Annotated in this window: 11 protein-coding genes; 3 read left to right on the forward strand and 8 right to left on the reverse strand. The window is 70.7% G+C overall.

Translation table 11 applies throughout. The annotated features are described in order from the left end of the window. Positions 1–51: 51 nt before the first annotated feature. Entirely contained in the window at positions 52–405 is a 354-nt protein-coding gene (locus tag A3CQ_RS0104280; RefSeq protein ID WP_020509675.1) for a cupin domain-containing protein, read from the forward strand. A gap of 10 nt (positions 406–415) precedes the next feature. On the opposite strand, the gene A3CQ_RS57045 is transcribed toward A3CQ_RS0104280, so the two are convergent. The 4 genes from A3CQ_RS57045 to A3CQ_RS0104300 all read right to left on the reverse strand — a co-directional run bounded on the left by A3CQ_RS57045 (position 416) and on the right by A3CQ_RS0104300 (position 7,717). After that, positions 416–4,057, reverse strand: a complete 3,642-nt coding sequence (locus A3CQ_RS57045; RefSeq protein ID WP_026205286.1) for a LamG domain-containing protein — start codon at positions 4,055–4,057, stop codon at positions 416–418. Between the two features lie 196 nt (positions 4,058–4,253). Next, complete coding sequence (locus A3CQ_RS0104290) at positions 4,254–6,404, reverse strand: substrate-binding and GGDEF domain-containing protein (protein ID WP_084698895.1); 2,151 nt, start codon at positions 6,402–6,404, stop codon at positions 4,254–4,256. Next, positions 6,383–6,790: a glycoside hydrolase family 31 family protein gene (locus A3CQ_RS0104295; RefSeq protein ID WP_020509678.1), complete on the reverse strand. Its 408-nt coding sequence runs from the start codon at positions 6,788–6,790 to the stop codon at positions 6,383–6,385. The genes A3CQ_RS0104290 and A3CQ_RS0104295 overlap by 22 nt, the downstream gene beginning before the upstream one ends. 174 nt (positions 6,791–6,964) lie before the next feature. Next, positions 6,965–7,717 (reverse strand): MBL fold metallo-hydrolase, encoded by a 753-nt coding sequence (locus A3CQ_RS0104300; protein ID WP_020509679.1) that lies wholly within the window; start codon positions 7,715–7,717, stop codon positions 6,965–6,967. Positions 7,718–7,778: 61 nt separating this feature from the next. On the opposite strand from A3CQ_RS0104300, the gene A3CQ_RS0104305 reads away from it, so the two are divergent. Next, positions 7,779–8,393, forward strand: coding sequence for a TetR/AcrR family transcriptional regulator (locus tag A3CQ_RS0104305; RefSeq protein WP_020509680.1), 615 nt, complete (start codon positions 7,779–7,781; stop codon positions 8,391–8,393). Positions 8,394–8,397: 4 nt separating this feature from the next. On the opposite strand, the gene A3CQ_RS0104310 is transcribed toward A3CQ_RS0104305, so the two are convergent. From A3CQ_RS0104310 to A3CQ_RS0104325, 4 genes are read right to left on the reverse strand one after another with little or no spacing between them, the layout of a single operon-like run. Then, positions 8,398–10,794 carry a glycoside hydrolase family 38 N-terminal domain-containing protein gene (locus tag A3CQ_RS0104310; RefSeq protein ID WP_020509681.1) on the reverse strand — a complete coding sequence of 799 codons (2,397 nt, stop codon included), beginning with the start codon at positions 10,792–10,794 and terminating at the stop codon, positions 8,398–8,400. Next, entirely contained in the window at positions 10,791–11,681 is an 891-nt protein-coding gene (locus A3CQ_RS0104315) for a carbohydrate ABC transporter permease (protein ID WP_020509682.1), read from the reverse strand. The genes A3CQ_RS0104310 and A3CQ_RS0104315 overlap by 4 nt, the downstream gene beginning before the upstream one ends. Then, positions 11,678–12,568 (reverse strand): carbohydrate ABC transporter permease, encoded by an 891-nt coding sequence (locus A3CQ_RS0104320; RefSeq protein ID WP_026205288.1) that lies wholly within the window; start codon positions 12,566–12,568, stop codon positions 11,678–11,680. Before A3CQ_RS0104320 ends, A3CQ_RS0104315 begins: the two co-directional genes overlap by 4 nt. Next, positions 12,565–13,839 (reverse strand): ABC transporter substrate-binding protein, encoded by a 1,275-nt coding sequence (locus tag A3CQ_RS0104325; RefSeq protein ID WP_020509684.1) that lies wholly within the window; start codon positions 13,837–13,839, stop codon positions 12,565–12,567. Before A3CQ_RS0104325 ends, A3CQ_RS0104320 begins: the two co-directional genes overlap by 4 nt. Before the next feature lie 88 nt (positions 13,840–13,927). On the opposite strand from A3CQ_RS0104325, the gene A3CQ_RS0104330 reads away from it, so the two are divergent. Then, positions 13,928–14,962 carry a LacI family DNA-binding transcriptional regulator gene (locus tag A3CQ_RS0104330; RefSeq protein WP_026205289.1) on the forward strand — a complete coding sequence of 345 codons (1,035 nt, stop codon included), beginning with the start codon at positions 13,928–13,930 and terminating at the stop codon, positions 14,960–14,962. The last annotated feature ends 28 nt before the right edge of the window (positions 14,963–14,990 follow it).

The following is a 14,990-nucleotide window of genomic DNA, read 5'->3' on the forward strand; positions in this document are numbered from 1 at the left end:
GGGCGACAGTTGGATGGTCTGGCCTACAGGGGTCCGGGCACGATGACGGGCATGACGACGATCACGCGAATCTATGCCGACCCGGACGGGCACGCGCGGTTCGAGGACGTAGCGATGGAGTTCACGCCGGCGGAGCCGCCGCCGGAGGTGATGAGCGTGTCGGCGCCGCTGCCGGCGTCGGCGGTGCTGTTCGGGCGCGGGGCGGCCGGCGGAAGCCATCCGGAGCAGCCCGAGCACCGGCGGCAGCTGATCATCGGGGTGGCCGGGAGTGTCGAGATCACGGCGACCGGCGAGACGCGGACGTTCGGGCCGGGCGACGTGCTGCTGGTCGAGGACACCACGGGCACGGGGCACTCGAGCCGGTCGGCGACCGGGTTCACGGCGGCGGTCGTGGTGCTCGCCTAGAAGCCCTCGCTCACCTGCCGGGGCGGAAGAGCTGGAACTCCTTGACGCCGACGGCGCGGCCGGTCGCGGGAGTCACCAGCAGGCGCAGTCGCTGGGCGGTGACCGGCGCGAAGGTGATCTCGTTGAGGTTGGCCGCCGGGGTCGGCGGCGTCATCGTCCGGCGATCGACGTCCACCCAGGCAGTGCCGTCGAAGTACTGCAGGGCGTACGCGCTCGGCTCCTTGTAGGTGTTGCCGCCGGAGCCAAAGGCCTTATTGCTGTAGAAGTAGACCTTTGCGTCGCCGACGACGGCCGGCCGTGCAAGATCGACTTCCAGCCAGTCCTGGGCGTTGGGCGAGCCGAGCGTGCCCCAGATCGGATTGGTGCCCACGTAGGAGCCGGAGACCACCGGCAGCCCGCTGATAGTGAAGCCGTCCACCGCGTTGGCCGGACTGGTCGCCTGGGACGCGGGGCTGGTGGTGGTGAACGAGGCGGTCGCGGTGGCACCGGACGCGAGGTCGGCCGGTGGATCGGTCCGCGAGATGTTCACCCCGGCCTTGCCGAAGTAATCGACCAAGGGGGCGTTGCCGGCCAGGCTCACCCGGTCGGCCGCGGGAATCGGGGCCGACCCGTACCGGTGGGCCGCGGTCCGCGCGCCGAAGGTGTCCAGCCGGCCGGTGTGGGTGTCGAACGCGACATGCACCAGATCGTCCACAGTGAACACGGCGTGCCCGCCGAGGTAGAGCGTGTACCCCATCGGGGCCCGCGGGTAATACCGATGGCCGCCCGGCCGCTGCCACACGATCGTCAGGTCGCGGCCGTGGTAGCTCAGGTTGTTCGTGGTGAAATGGTCATACCCCAGGTCGATCGGCGAGAGCTCCACCGTGTCGTCCGGCCGGGGCTGCAGCCCGGCCATGTCCTGGAAGAACATCCAGTTGAACGAGCCGAGCACGTCGTGGTGGATGAACGAGCGTCCGAACGTCTTGGTGGCCGGGTCCCAGTCGAAGAAGTACTCGTTGTTGTCCGGGAACCGGTTGTCGCCGTTGATGTCCTCGTTCCACGCCAGCCAGGAGATCAGTTGGCGGTACATCGTCGGGGTGATGTACGGCGACCGGTACTGGCGCAGTGCCGACGAGTAGAGCCGCGCCTGCAGCGTCGCGTTGATGTTGGAGAAGTTGTTGCTGCCGTGGCTGCACGCCTCGCACGCGGCATCGGCGGCCTGGTCGGCCTGGTCGGCCGTGTAGACCGGCATGATCGGGAACTCGGCGGCGTCCGCGTAGTAGCGCAGCGCCTGGGTGTACTCCGCGGTGGCCGGGGCGACGCCGTCGATGAACGGCGTGAAGTTCTGCTGGTCTTTCCAGCAGACCAGGTTGCCGGTGGTCAGGTCGCGCTGGAGGAACACCTTGCCGGGGCAGGTGACCGTGGGCCGGGTCAGGGTGACGATGGTCGCGTCCCGGGCCTGGCCGGAGGAGTCGACGGCGGCCGGGCCGGACGCCTCGTCGAACCGGTAGGAGGCCACGTCCCCGGCCCCCGGCTGACCGCCGGCCAGCGCCGCGACCTCGTCGGCCGACAGGGCCCGGCCGTAGATGTTGAAATCGTCCACAGTGGCCGGCAGGTACGGATCGCTGTACTGGGAACGGCCGATCCAGTTCTGCGTCGTGGCGCCGAGGTCGGACGGATGCAACGTCATGGCCGTGTTCGTGGCCACCGCGTTCCCGTTGATGTACAGCGTCCCGATGGTGCCGGCCAGCGTGACCGTCAGCTGCGACCAGGTGCCGGTGGGCAGCGCGGCGGTGCCGCTCAACTGCTGCTCGGCGCCGCCCCCGGCGGTGGTGATGGCGAAGCGGGGCGCGCCGCCGGCGTTGACGGTCAGGAACATGTACGCGCCGGTGCCGGTGCCGAAGTCGAACACCCGCGACCAGGACGGGGTCGCCGCCGGGTTGACCCACGCCGAGACGGTGAAGTCGGCGAGCCCGCTGACGATCCCGGCCGGCAGGTCGACGTACTCGTTGGTGCCGGAGAGCTTCACCGCGTTGCCCAGCTTGCCCGGCACGCGGGCGCCGGTCGCCTGCCCGGGGCTGGTCTCGGCGTTGGTGACCGGGCCGGCCGCCCACAGGTTGGTCAGGATCGAGTCGCGGATGGCGTCGGCCGACGCGTTCAGCTGTGCGGCCTTGTCGGCTCTGCCCAGCAGCGCGTTCTCCTGGGCGGCGGCACGCGCCTCCGCGTACCAGTACGAGGACTCGGTGCGGTCCTGCGGCCGGGTGCCGTAGTACTTGAACGCCACGGAGTCGGCGTCGTTGCCGGGCAGCGTTCCCGACGCGTACTGGATGAGGTTGTTGTTGTTGGTGTCGAACTTCTTGAGCGTGCCGGTCAGGTCGCACTCGGAGTATTTGGCGAGTTGTGCCACGACCGACGGCGGGCCGCCGTGCACCAGGTAGCTCTGCCAGGCCTGGGCGCCGGTCCACTGCTCGTACGTGTTGTTCCAGTTCCCGGTGTTGCCGGGGTTGTCGTGGAACGCCTGGCACCCGGACTCCTCGCCCTGCGACAGCCAGGGCCCGTACGAGTACTGCGGGTCCCGCCAGAACTGCAGGTCCTGCAGGCGCATCGGGACGGTCAGCGAGATCTGGTTGTTGTAGCCGAGCGCGCCCTCGAGGTCGACCGGGAACTGGTAGTCGTTGCCGGGGATGTTGCCGTCGAAGAGGTTGAAGCGGTTGAGCCACGTACGGTAATAGGAGGTCTTCTCGACGTTCTTGTCGGGAATGTCGAGGTACGGGACCGTGGTGACCCAGAACTGGTTGTACTCCCGCATCTGGGTGAGCCACGCGGTTCGCGGGTCGTAACGGCGGTACCGCTGGTAGTCGGTGGCCGAGGCGGGCAGTTCACCGGCGATCGCGCCGAGCTGCACCTTGAGCCGCACCGACGCGCCCGGAGCGAGGTTCACGTCGCGGGCCAGGTCGGTCCCTCGGACAGTGAACTTGTCGCCGCTGAACCGCGGATAGATGGTGGACAGCGCGTACCGCAGCGGGACCGTGCCGGTCAGCTCGTCGCCGGCCGCCGAGGCCACGGTGGCGATCGGCGAGTGCGCGGCGACCGTGGTGGACAGCGGCGCCGTGCCGGTGTTGGTCAGGGTCAGGTCGGTGACCGCCACGTTGTTGTCGGTGATGAACTTGCGCTCCAGGGCCGACAGGCCGCCGCCGCTGAAGACGGTGCTGAAGTAGCTCGGATACTGCACCCGCTTGCCGGTGTCCTCGGTCAGGGCCGCGCCCGACACGCTCAGCGTGTAGAGATCCCGCGGGGCGCCGGTGGTCGGCGGCTGCCGGTACGCGTACCCGCCGCCGCCGTTCGCCCCCGTCCCGTCGGCGGCGAAACCGAGCACCGCCGGGTTGTGGGTGTACATGTAGAGCGCCCGGCCGCGGGTCATCAGCGCGGTCTCGTCGTCGGGCGAGTAGGGCCGGGCAAGAATGCGGTCCATCCAGTACGAGGTGCCGCCGGCTCGCACATCGGCGTCGAAGATGGCGCGCAGCATGCTGTCGCCGGGCCGGTAGGCGGCGGGCTCGGCGGGAATCGGCGTGGCCGACCCCACGAACGCCGGCTCGCCCGGGTCGTTGGCCGCCGGCGCGGCCCGGCGATCCTGCGCGCCGGCCGGGCCACCCGGCGCCAGCAGGCCCGTCACGAGAGCGAGGACCGCTGCCCCCGCCCGCAAGCGCGCACTCGACTTCGTCGTTGAGTGGTGCATGCCGACCCCCAACTGCTCGACACTCTTACGAAAACCTTTTCGGCTGACCGTAAGACTGCCCACTGACGCTTGTCAATATGCGAGCCCGGGATAGGTGCACCGACCCACCGAAAACTTTTCGGCCGGACGGGGTTCAGGCGACCGCCCGCCTCCGGGTGGCCTTGACGCGGTACATCGAGCTGTCCGCCTCTTGGAGGACGCGCTCGACCGTCGTGCCGGCGACGCACTCGGCGGTGCCGATGCTCACGCCGATCCGGACGACGTGTTCACCGAACTGGTAGGGCGCCCGGATCGACCGGCCGATGCGGTCGACCAACTCGTCCAGAACCGGGCCGGGTGCGACATCGTCGAGGAGTACCAGGAACTCGTCGCCGCCGAACCGCCCGGCCACGTCCTCACCACGAAGGCAGTGCCGGAGCCGGTCGGCGACGGCCATCAGCAGCTGGTCGCCCGTGTGATGGCCCAGCGCGTCGTTGACCGGCTTGAACCCGTCGAGGTCGAGGAAGAGCACCACCGCCGGCCGGCCGTACGCCCGGCGTCGCTCGATCGCGGCCTCGAGCGACGCGACGAACGAGGACCGGTTGGGCAGGCCGGTGAGCCGATCCGACTGCGCCTCGCGCCTGAGGTGTTCCTCCTGGTCGCGCAGGTCGAGCGCGACGGTCAGCAGCGCGGCGCACTGGTTGACGATCTCCCGTCCGTCCTCGACCCGGCACTCCACCGTGTCGACCAGGGCGAGCCAGCCGCGGTCGCTGTCACCGACCTTGGCCTTCACCACAAAGACCGTTTCTCCCGGTACGGCGGCATCCAGGAGCTCGATCGGCGGAAAGGCCGAGACGGTCGTCGGGCCGGCCGGGATCGACGGACCGGGATGGCGGCGCCAGCCCGGGGTCCGGACCAGTTCACCATCCGGCTCGCGAAGCGCGATCGAGCCGGCCGTCGCCGGAGTCATCCCGAGCCACGACGGATCCCGGGGCTCGACGTCGCGGCGGTGCAGCAGTGCCATGTTCAGCTTGTAGTAGACGCTGATCAGCGAGCGGAGGTGCAGCTTGTCGCCGAGCTGGACACCGGTGTGCGAGCGTCCGACGGACATCATGATGCTCTGCACGCCGGCACCGACCCGTGCCGCGGCCGGCACGTCGCCGAGCGGCAGCCCGGCCGCGTACTCCTGAACCGCCCGGAAGATCACCCGCAACGTCTCCGGGCAGGGGCTCGTCGCCAGCAGATCCCGCAGTTCGTCCACCGCGGGTCCGAGACGCGAGGAGTCTCCCTCGGCCGCGGCCAGGAGCGCATGCGCGGTTGCCGCCGCCGCCCTCTCGGCAGCGGCCCGGGCGCACCTGGCGCCGTCGCCGGCCTCGATCGCCGGCAACGTACCGGCCAAGTGGCGGGCGAGACGCTGCTGCCCGTCGCCGGCCACCACCGTCGGCAGCTTCTCGGCCAGACTCGTGCAGCCGCACGAACTGCGCGGCACGAACCGGGTCGGCAGCAGGTACGGGCCGGGAGGCACCTCCTCGCCATCGAGCTGCCGCATCAGCAGGTCGACCGCGCGCCGGCTCATCGCGTCCAGCGGCTGACCGATGCTGGCCAACTCGGGACGAAGCAGGCCGGCCTCGTCGATGTTGTCGAAACCGGTCACCAGGATGTCGTCCGGACAGCGCAGCCCGGCGGCCGCGATCGTCCGCAGGGCGGTGATCGCGTTCCGGTCGGTCGCCGCGACCAGGGCGTCGGGCCGGCCGTGGCGCATCAGGTCCTCGGCGGTCCAGGCGATGCCGCTCTCGACGTTGTTCCGCGCCGGCAGGAGAACACCCGGCTCCAGACCGTGCGCGCGCAGCGCCTCGAGGTACGCGTCGTACCGCTCGCGGACGTCGGTGGCGGCGAGGTATCCGGTGAAGGCGATGCGGCGGCACCCGTGGTCACGGATCAAGTGAGTGACCGCGGCCCTCGTGCCGGCGCCGTTGTCGGGCAGCACCGCCGGCAGGTCGAGTCCGGCGACGGTGTGGCCGACCAGGACCGCCGGCTTGCCGGCGAGCGCCAGACGGGCCAGGTACTCGGGCCGCACCGCGTCGGCCAGGGCGATGAAGCCGCCGACGTGATCCCAGGACACGGCGGCGTCGAAGGCCGGATCACCGCCGTTGACCGTCAGGTCGGCCGCCGCGTCCAGCGTCTGGATCGCGATGAGCCGCCGGCCGTACGACCGGGCCGCGGCGCCGACACCGGCGACAAGGCTGCCGTAGTAGGTTCCGCCGACGAACGGCGACAGCACCCCTACCGCCCTGGAGTCACGCATATCGGCCCTATCGGGTGCCGAGCGCCCCAGTTGAGCGATCGAGGCCAGGCCGATGCCGAGGCCCGGGGAACGGGCGAGCCCGGCCACCCGACCGTCAGGGGCAGCCGGGCATCGTCGCGGACGAGCAGGGGGATGCGGTCGAGCGGCGCGTCGATCACCACGTGGGCGCCGCCCGGGTAGCGGCGGCCGGTCTCGGAATCCGTCCATTCCGCGCCGGCCGGCAGGTAGACGCGTCGCTGCCGGGCTCCGAGCTCGGTGACGGGGGCGACCAGGATGTCCGGGCCGAGCAGGAACTGGTCCTCCACCGCCCAGGCCGCCGGGTCGTCCGGGAACTCGAGGAACAGCGGGCGCATCGGCGGGACGCCGGTGGCCGAGGCGTGATCCATCTGCTCGAGCAGGTACGGGGTGAGCCGGGGTCCGCAGGCCGAGGTACGAGCGCATCACCGCGTACGCCTCGTCGCCGTAGCTCCACAGCTCGTTGGGGCCGCCGCTGTGCCCGAGGAACTAGGCACCCGCTGACGGCGAGACGTTCTCGGTGTCGGGCGAGCCGGCTGAGGGTGCTATCGCACGCCGAACTGCCGCGCCTGCCGCGTGGCGGTTCGGATGCCGTCGGCGAAGGGTTCGCCGTGGCCAGGCAGCAGCAGGCCGGCCGTCAGCTCGTCGAGGCGATCGAGGGAGGCGAGCGCGGCCCGGCTGTCGTGGGTGAAGCCGCGGCTCACGATCGCGGGGCCGGTGCGTCCCACGAAGCCGTCCACAGTGACCAGGGCGTCGCCGGTGAAGAGCAGCCCGCGGTCGGCGAAGAGGTACGCCGTGCTGCCGGGCGTGTGGCCCGGCACCATGACGGCCCGCGGGGCGCCGGGGACATCGTCCAGCACCCGGTCATCGTCGAAGACCTTGGCGTTGCGGACGGCCGGAGCGGTGAAGGCTCCGGCGCGGGCCAGCCGGAGGGGCAGGGCGATCGCGGACGGCCTGCGCAGCAGGTACGGCAGCATCGAGCGCGCGGGCTTGGCATGACGATTCGCGCTGAGCGGGCCGTCGCGCAGGATGGCCGCGTCCCGCTCGTGGATCCAGATGTCGGCGCCGGCCTCCTGGAGGGCGTGCGCCAGGCCGGTGTGGTCGAGGTGGCCGTGAGTGAGCAGCACGGCGCGGATGTCGGCCGGCGAACGGCCGAGGCCGGACAGCAGTGCGCGCAACTCCCCCAGGTCGGCCGGCACTCCCGCGTCGATCAGAATCAGGCCGTCGGAGTCCTCGATCAGGTAGAAGTTGACGCCGTGATCGCCGAGGCGGTGGACGCCGGGTGCGGGACGGGACATGCGAGCCTCCGGCAGCCGAGATTCGATACAGTCGACTGTAACAGATTTTGGGAGCACGCCGATGACACGGGCCTACAACTCCGAGCGCCGGCGCGAGGCCGCGCGCCGCAACCGCGCCGCGATGCTGTCGGCCTGCCGTGAGCTGCTCTTCCAGGACGGCTTCCACGCCACGACCGTGCGAGCGGTGGCCGAGCGGGCGGGCGTCTCGCCCGAGACGGTGTACAAGTCGTTCGGCGGCAAACCGGGCATGGTCAAGGCGCTGTGGGACATCACGCTGGCCGGGGACGACGAACCGGTGCCCATGGGAGATCGCCCCCAGACGCGAGAGATCCTGCTGACCGCGGCGCCGGGCGCCAAGCTCCGGCTCTACGCCGCGTTCGTGCGCGGCATCAATGAGCGGATCGCCGCGCTGTTCGCCCTGTTGACCCAGGCCGGCCCGGAGGTCGTGGAGGTCCTGGAGATCGCCGAGCGGGAACGGCTGACCGGTGTCACCGCTTTCGTCGCCCACCTCGGCGAGGCCGGTCTGCTGGGACCGGAGGCGGACACGGCCCGCGTGGCGGACGCCCTGTGGGCACTGGCCGGCCCACAGCTGTACACCCAGCTCACGGCGGGCCGGGGCTGGTCGGCCGGCGCGTACGAGGAATGGCTGGCCAGCACCCTCGTCGCCACGCTGTAGACGGTCACAGGGTGCCCGCGGACGGCCCCCGCCCTCCGGTCGTCACCGGCCACGTCAGCACCGGGCTGCGCAGTTGCTCGGACCGCGCGACGATCTCGGTCAGATCCGGGCCGGGCAGCGTCAGGAGCCCGTAGCGCAGCCTGATCCAGCCGCTCTGGACCTGCGGGAAGTTCGTGTCCCAGTAGTTGTTGGCGACCCAGCTCAGCAGGAGCGGATCGGCCACCCGGTCGACCGCCTCCACCGGCGGCCCGAAGGAGAAGTCGCCGAACTGCACGAGCGGCGCGTCCGGCGTGAGCAGCGCCACCGCGCCGCGCTCGTCCCACATCGCGGCCGCCGACTGGGCCGTCACCCAGCCCCGGGACGCGCCGGGCAGCTGGTCGTCGTCGAGGGTGACCATCTGACCCGCCGTGTCGAAGACGGCCCGCCAGCCCGGGTCCATCGCCAGCGGCAGGGCGAGGTACAGCCCGCTCGGCCCGGTGTCGCCGGCGAGGTCGGCCTCGATGTCGATCCGGATGACGGGGTCGACCGCGTCGAATCGGAAGCGCTGGATCAGGCCTCGCGTGCCGGGCGCGGCGAACCGGCGCTCCAGCACGATGCCGCCGGCGTACTCCTCGATCGTGCAGGCCAGCACCCGCTCGGCCGGTTCCCGGATCGGCGCCCACGGCTCCCAGCAGGGTTCGTCGAGCATCTCCCGGTCCAGGTCGCGCTGGTAGAACGCGCGGCGGCTGCCGTCGGCGAGCGGATCGGGCCGTTCCCGGACGTACGACATGAGGTCGAGGCCCGGGCGGGGCCGCAGGATCTCGCGGCCGGTGGCGCGATCGACGAGGGAGAGGATCCGCCCGGAGTCCGGATCGTAGGACAGCACGTGGAACGGGGACTCGATCCGGCCGGTCGCGGCCACCCGGTTGACCGCGGAGGCGAAGTTCAGCTCGCGGGCGGCCGTGCGCTGCCGGACGATCTCGTGTGTCGGCCGGCCGGGGAAGTCGGGCGCGGGCAGGTCGTCGAGGGCGAGGATCCGCCAGGCCCCGGGGGCGAGATCGATCGTCCCGGACGACCGGCGCGGCTCGCCGGGGGCAAAAAACCGCCAGGGCCGGTTCTCGTACGCCATCCGGCTGGCCCGGTAGGTCCGCTCGGTGGCGGCGGTCCGTTCGGCGAACCAGGCGGCGGGCAGGTCGAGGGTCACCGTGCGGTGGTGCTCGGTGGGGTTGGCGACCAGGACGCCGGCGATGCCCTTGTCGGCGAGCGGGTTGCCGGCCAGGCGTTCGAGCGCGTCCATCACGGCGAACGCGGCCAGCTCGTGACCCTCGTACGCGCCGGCTCGTTTGATGGTCTCGATGGCCTGGGCCTGCGGGTTGGCCGGGTCGCTGTCCCAGTAGCTGCCGGTGTGCTCGTCGAACAGGTCGGCGCGGTCGGCCGCGTCGGCGATCACACTCGGGTCCGCGCCCAGTCGCTCGGCGGCGGCCAGCAACGGCTTCGTCTGCTGGTTCACCGCGGTGGCGGCGGGCGTGGCGCCGACACCGAAGGTCCAGAAGTCAGTCCAATCACCCCGAAGAACAGGCAATTCCTCATCCCGTACGCCCAAAACGCGCGCTCGGAGGTCGTCGAGCGTGGCGTAGCGGATGCGAGGGCCGCGCTCCTGCTCGTTCCAGCGCCGGATGAGGTCGGGCAGGTAGGGATTGGGCGGAGCGTTGTCCCACATGACCGGGGAGCAGGTCGAGGTGAGATAGACGAACGGCAGCCGGTAGCCGGTCCGGTCGAGGCGGTCGCGCAGCGCCTCCCAGCCGGCGGCCATCCGCTCCACCGAGTCGTCCCAGGCGTTGAGCAGCTGGTCGAACATCGTGTAGTGGCTGCCGTTGAAGACCCGCAGCCGCCGGCCGGACGGTGCCTCCCACGCGAACAGGCCGGGCCGCGGCGCCACCGGCCGGCCGAGGTGCCGGTTGACCGCCATGACGAACAGGTCGACCCCGGCGTCGAGCAACTCGTCGGCGATCGGCCAGGGCACCCCGTTGACGTCGTGCTGGCAGGCGACCGGGATGGCCCGGCCGACAACTTCCTCCAGCTCGCGCTTGCCGGCCAGCAGCCGGCGGATCCCCGGCCGGTCGATCGTGGCGCTCACGTTCCAGCGCAGCGCGGACAGCCCGATCCGGCCCTGGTCGCAGAGGTCCTTGAACCGGACGACCTGATCCGGGGACGCGCCGGCCAGCCAGCGCCGCACCGGCTCGGTCGCCTCGCACGTCCATTTCGGCCGCTCGTCCTCGGGCCGGTCGGCCGTGCTCTCCAGCCAGTCGAGGGCCTGGGAGATGTACTCGGCCTGCAGCCGCCAGAGGATCGGCTGGGAATGTGTGTATCCGACGTCGAGGTGGCTGTGGTGCAGAACGAGGATCTCGTCGATCTCGGTCACTTGGTGGCTCCCGTGCTGAGTCCGGCGACGAACTGCTTCTGCAGGGCGAGGTAACCGGCGACCGGCAGAATCGCCGCCAGGAACATCACGCCGAACAGCTGTGCGTAGTTGGTGGTGTACTGGCCGAGCGACAGGTACAAGCCCGTGGTGATGGTCTGCCCACGCAACGGGCCGAGGATGAACTGCGGGTTCATGAAGTCGTTCCAGATCCACAGCGACAGGAAGATCGCGACGGTCGCGGTGGCCGGGCGCAGCAGCGGCATGACGATCGTCCACCAGGTCCGCAGCCGGCCGGCGCCGTCCACCTCGGCCGCCTCGACGATCTCGTGCGGGATGGACCGCAGGAACCCGGAGTAGACGAAGACGGCGAAGGACAGGTACCCGCCGCCGACGTTGGCCAGGATCAGTCCCGGATAGGTGTGGTCCAGGTGCAGGAACGTCAGGATCCGGATGGTGGGCAGCAGCACCACGGCCGGTGGGATCATCAGCCCGGCCGCGAAGACGGCCAGGACGATCCGCCGGAAGCGGGCCGGCCGCCGGGTCAGCCAGAAGCTGAACGCCGCGCCGAGCGGGATGATCAGCAGGACCGAGACGAGAACGGTGACGGCCGAGTTGGCCAGCCCGATCTGGATGATCTTGTCGGACCGGCCCAGGGCGTCGGTGAGGTTCTGGGTGGTCGGCGGCACCGGCGGCGCGGACGGGCTCCGGATGATCTGATCCTGGGTCTTGAAGGCGTTGACGACGGTGAGGTAGATCGGGCTGACGAAGGCCAGGGTCAGCAGCCCGGCCGCGGTGAGGTGGCCCCGCGCCGCCCACGCGCGGCGACGACGGTCGGGCGCGGACGTGGTGGGCGCGCCGGCCCGGGGCCGGGTCTCGGTCAGGGTCACAGGTCCACCTCCCGCCGCCGCAGCAGACCGGTCACCGACAGCGCGACGACCGCGGAGACGACCAGCAGCAGCATGGCCACGCCCGAGGCGTACCCGAACCGGTCGTCGGTGAAGGCGAGCTTGACGATGTAGAGGGCGGTCGACTGTGTCGCGTTCGCCGGGCCGCCGGAGGTCAGCGCCACGATGATGTCGTACAGCTTCAGCATCGTGATCAGCGAGATGGTGACGCTGATCGTGGTGCCCGGGGCCAGCATCGGGAGGGTGATCCGCCGGAACCGCTGCCAGGGGCCGGCGCCGTCGACGATGGCGGCCTGGTGGAGCTCGACCGGGATCGACTGCAGCGCGGCCACGTGCACGACCGTGGTAAAGCCGGTGAGCACCCAGGCGGCGACCAGCCCGACCGAGAACGAGGCCAGCAGCGGGCTGCCGAGCCAGGTGATGGGCCGGTCGACGATCCCGGTCCGGACCAGCACCTCGTTGAGAATGCCGTCCTGGGCGAGGATGTACCGCCAGACGAAGCCGACGATGACTCCGGAGAGCACCTGCGGCAGGAACGCGACCGTACGCATCGCTCGGAAGCTCAGCGACGTCCGGTTCAGCAGCAGGGCGAACCCGATGCCGGCGGCGTTGGCGACCAGCGTCACCGCGCCGGCCAGGAGCAGGGTGAAGGTGAGGCTCGAGGTCAGGGCGTCGTCGTGGACCATGTCCCGGTAGTTGGCGAGACCGACGAAGTTTGCCTGTGCCAGCAGCGGGTTCTCGTCGGTCAGGCTCTTCCAGGCGCTCATGCCCAGCGGTACGACGATGAACAGCGCGTACAGGCCGAGCGCGAGCGCGGCGACCGCGCCGAGGGCGGGGTCGCCGCGCCGCATACGGGCTCGGGTGGTCACTTGGTCGCGGCGTTCCAGGCCGCGTCGAGCTTGGCCATCTGCCCGGCCACGTCATCGGAGCCGAAGAGCGCCTGGCTGGCCGCGTAGTACGCGTCGTTGAGGCCGGAGGGCATCGAGTCGTCGTTTGTCGCCCAGCCGAACGACGAGACCTTGTTGTTCTGCTCCCCCACGTATGCGTAGGAGTCCTTGAACACCTGGGTGACGGTCACGTTGTAGTCGGCCAGCGTCTTGCCCTTGAGCATCGGGAAGGCGCCGTCGCCCTCGATCAGGGCCTTGTAGTTCCCCGGGTCCAGCGACCAGGCCTGGGCGAACTCGGTGGCCTTGTCGGGGGCGGCGGTCTTGGCGCTGATCGCCATCGACCCGCCCACGGCGAACGGCACCACCAGCGAGCCGTCGTCGGTGGGTGTCATGAACGAGCCGAAGTCGTCGGCGTGGTCCTTCGGCACCGAGCCCAGGAACCAGCTGCCCATCATGTACATCGCGGCCTTTCCGGCGGTGAAGTTCGTGATCGAGTCGGCGTACTTGACGCCGAGCGCCCCGGTCTCGAAGTAGCCGTTCTTGACCAGCGTCCGGTATTTGGCCACCGCTGTCTGGACGTTGGCGTCGGCGAACTTGACCTTGCCGGCGTAGCGGTCCTGCAGCCATTGCGGGTTCTTGCCCAGCACGTCGGCGGAGAGGATGCCGGACAGCGGCATCGACGCCGCGAACGGCTCGCCGCCGCCCAGCTCGATCGGGGTGACGCCGGCCTTCTTGAGCTTGTCGCACACGGTCAGGAACTCCGCCCAGGTCTTCGGCGGCGCTGTGATCCCGGCCCTGGCGAACAGCGTCTTGTTGTAGAAGACCATCGGGATGATCTGCGAGTTGGTCGGCGGGATATAAACCTTTCCCTTGTACGCGTTGCCGAGCGGCAGCAGGAAGTTGGCGTCCACCCAGGCCTGGTCGTACGGCTTGAGCAGTCCCGCCTGGGCGAAGGTGGACGGGGTGATCGACTGCAGGAGGTCGGGGAACTGGCCGGAGGCCTGCAACTGCTTGGCGTACGCGTCGCGGTCGGTGCTCGGCGCGACCAGTTTCTTGATCGTCACGCCGGAAACCTTCTTGCTGGCGTTGGCGATCGACGTGTCCCAGAATGACGCGGTCAGGCTGGGGGTCTCGAAGGTGAGGTAGGTCAGCGTGGCGCCACCCGAGGCGCCCTCGGGGGACGCTGCGGAACACCCGGCGAGCAAGGCGAGCCCTGCGGTGAGCCAGGCGGCGAGCAGACGGTTATGCCGCATGGAAGTCTCCAAAGGGAGCGGAATAACGTTATCTTTGGCAAGAGGATAGGCTCGCGCTGCGTACAGGTGTCAAGACCGAGGAGAGCGAATGGGTCAAACGCCAGCGGGAAACGGCCGTCCCCGGCGGCCGACCATGGTCGACGTCGCGCGCGAGGCCGGCGTGGCGCTGCGGACCGTTTCCCGGGTGGTCAACAACGACCCGACGGTCGGCCCGGCGTACGTCGCCAAGGTCGAGGCGGCGATCGCGGCGCTGAACTTCCGCCCCGACGAGCGGGCCCGCCAGCTGCGTCTCGGCGTCACCGGCACGATCGGCGCGGCCGTCCGCCGGATCGCCGAGGTCAACCCGGCGCTGGCCGCCATCGAGCAGACGGCACGCGCCACCGGCCTGCGGCTGCTGGCCTCCTCGACCGACTTCGACGAGTCCCGCGAGCGCGACATCCTGGTCTCCATGTGCCGGCAGCGCCTCGACGGGATCATCGTCGAGCCGTTCGGCAACAGCCACGGCTACCTGGAGCCGGAGCTGGCGGCCGGCATGCCGATGGTGTCCATGGACCGGCCGATGAGCGGGATCTCGGTCGACTGCGTCATGTCCGACAACGCCGCCGGCATCGGCACGGCCTTCCATCACCTGCACCGGCACGGCCATCGCCGGATCGGCTACATCGGCGACAGCGAGCTCGTCTTCTCCGGCCGCGAGCGGGCCGCGGCGTTCCGGGCCGCCCTGGTGGCGCACGGGCAGTCGGTGGCCGGCCTGGTGCACCCGGGCGACATCACCGCCGAGCGGGTGGCCGCCGACCTGGACACGGTGCTGCACGGCCCCGACCCGGCAACCGCGCTGGTCACCGGCAACCTGGACACGACCATCGCGGTCCTTCGCGTGCTGGGCCCGCAGGCCGCCTCGCGGCTGGCGATCGTCGGCTTCGACGAGGTCCCGCTGGCCGACCTGGTGCGGCCCGCGCTGACCGTGGTCGCCCAGGACACCGCCACGATCGGCCGGACCGCCGTCGAGCTGCTGTCCGCGCGCATCGCCGATCCCTCCCGGCCGGTGCAGACCGTGATCGTCCCGGTGGAGCTGAAGGTCCGGGGCTCCGGCGAGGTGCCGCCGCACGCGATCGACTCTTGACGGTTGGCGCGATAACGTTATCCCATTG

Source organism: Paractinoplanes globisporus DSM 43857, from assembly GCF_000379645.1.
Taxonomy (GTDB): Bacteria; Actinomycetota; Actinomycetes; order Mycobacteriales; family Micromonosporaceae; genus Actinoplanes; species Actinoplanes globisporus.